3 protein-coding genes are annotated in these 1,663 nt (G+C 48.4%); all 3 read right to left on the bottom strand.

What is annotated here, in order from left to right; translation table 11 throughout:
- Positions 1–98: 98 nt before the first annotated feature.
- The gene (locus tag Q0236_RS04625; protein WP_297915569.1) at positions 99–458 is read right to left on the bottom strand and encodes a hypothetical protein; all 360 of its coding nucleotides are present in this window, start codon (positions 456–458) and stop codon (positions 99–101) included.
- Positions 434–1,180 carry a hypothetical protein gene (locus Q0236_RS04630; RefSeq protein WP_297915571.1) on the bottom strand — a complete coding sequence of 249 codons (747 nt, stop codon included), beginning with the start codon at positions 1,178–1,180 and terminating at the stop codon, positions 434–436. Before Q0236_RS04630 ends, Q0236_RS04625 begins: the two co-directional genes overlap by 25 nt.
- On the bottom strand, positions 1,161–1,663 hold a 503-nt coding region (locus Q0236_RS04635), incomplete at its 5' end, for a hypothetical protein (RefSeq protein WP_297915573.1). The genes Q0236_RS04630 and Q0236_RS04635, both read right to left, overlap by 20 nt.

The following is a 1,663-nucleotide window of genomic DNA, read 5'->3' on the forward strand; positions in this document are numbered from 1 at the left end:
TTGCCGTCTCGTCCGCAGCTCTCGCCGCGGCGGTAGAATTTTTTCATAAAATTTTAACTCCCGAATAAAGCGGCAATTTTACAGAAATCTCTCTAAATTTACGCTTTTAGCCCCGCAAGAAACGCCTTTATCTCAGCCTCTTGTCGATTTGCGAGTTCTTTACCGATCTGCGCGCCGCTAAAGCCCTCGCGCGCGAGCTGTGCGCCGCTTACCGCGCTTTTAAATTTAGCTTCGTAAATTCCAAGCCTTTGCGCGGCTCTTACGCGCGCCGGCGTATAAAGCCCGAGCCAGCGCTTAAGCGGCATTTTAAGCGCGATCTTGCATAAAATTTCATCATCTGTCTCGGCGTAAAACGGCTCGTCGATCACCCTTTTATAAAGCGCGTTCAGCCCGAGATTTTTTAAAATTTCTTGCTTATTTAGCCGCAGTAAATTTAGCAGGGCGTAGAGAAAAAACATATCGCTTTGTACGAGCGCTTTGCCCTGATCGATAAAGCATCCGAGATGCGAGTGCCAAAAATTTTATGAAATAGCTCCAGCTTTTGCAGCGCACCAAGCCCCACGGAGCAAAATTTCGCGCCGAAAAGCTTTATAAGCTCGCATTTTATGCGCTCCTTGCTTAGATCGGAGGTATCCATCGCGCGCATAATTTGCAGCGTTTTTGTTTCGATTTGCAGATTAAATCTCGCGGCGAACTGCACCGCGCGAAAGACGCGCAGGCTGTCCTCTTTGAAGCTGCGCTCATCTACAAGGCGCAGGACGCGGAATTTTATATCGCTAATGCCGCCGTAAAAGTCCAAAATTTCGCCGCTAAGCGCGTTTAGCATAATCGAATTAATCGTAAAATCACGCCTCTTGCTGGCCTCACGCTCATCCGCGGCCAAAGCTACGCTAAAGCCCTTGTGCCCGACGCCAATCTTGCTCTCGGTGCGCGGCAGCGAAACATCGAAATTTTTATATTTATAGACGAAGTAGCTTTTGCCGACGCCCTGTGCGCCGAAGTCTTTCATAATTTGCTCGAAGCGACGCGGATCCACATCGTAAAGCTCCACATCCACATCAGCACTTGTCCGCCCTAAAAAATGATCGCGCACGCAACCGCCTACTAGATAGATACGCGAGCTAAATTTTTTAAGATAATCTAAAAGCGCGATGAAATCGTCATTTTGATAGATTTTCAAGTCGGTTTTCGATACTTGCAAGCAAAAATTCCATAAATTTTAAATTTAGCTCCACACGCGCGTTCAAATCGCCCTTCTCAAAAGCGTTTAGCCCCTCAAAAAGCACTAAAATCCGCTCTTTTATCGCGCTCAAAAACTCCGCCTCGCTTGAAATTTTAAAATCTGCATTTGCGAGATATTTTGATTTGTCACCCGCTTGAGGTTGTCTCGCGGCCCCAAGGTGTCGCGCTTCCTCGGGCTGGCGCACGGCGGAATTTTGAGCACCAGAAGAGGCAAAACTTCCAGCTTGCATATCCTGTGCGGCAGAATTGCGAAGCTGCGGCGTGGCGAGCTTATGGTCTCGCACCTCAGGCGTCGTAAAATTCTGCGACTGCGAAACGAAATTTTGCTGCAGCGCGGCAACATTGCGGATCTCTAGCGCGGCGGAATTTTGAGCTTGAAGCGACGCTAAATCCTGCTTTTTAGAATGCGCTGTGCTGAAAT

Source organism: uncultured Campylobacter sp. (assembly GCF_938031315.1).
Taxonomy (GTDB): domain Bacteria; phylum Campylobacterota; class Campylobacteria; order Campylobacterales; family Campylobacteraceae; genus Campylobacter_B.

Bases quoted from the DNA above. Each gene is read 5' to 3' on its own strand.
- Q0236_RS04625 (WP_297915569.1), bottom strand. From the start codon at position 458: ATGTTTTTTCTCTACGCCCTGCTAAATTTACTGCGGCTAAATAAGCAA.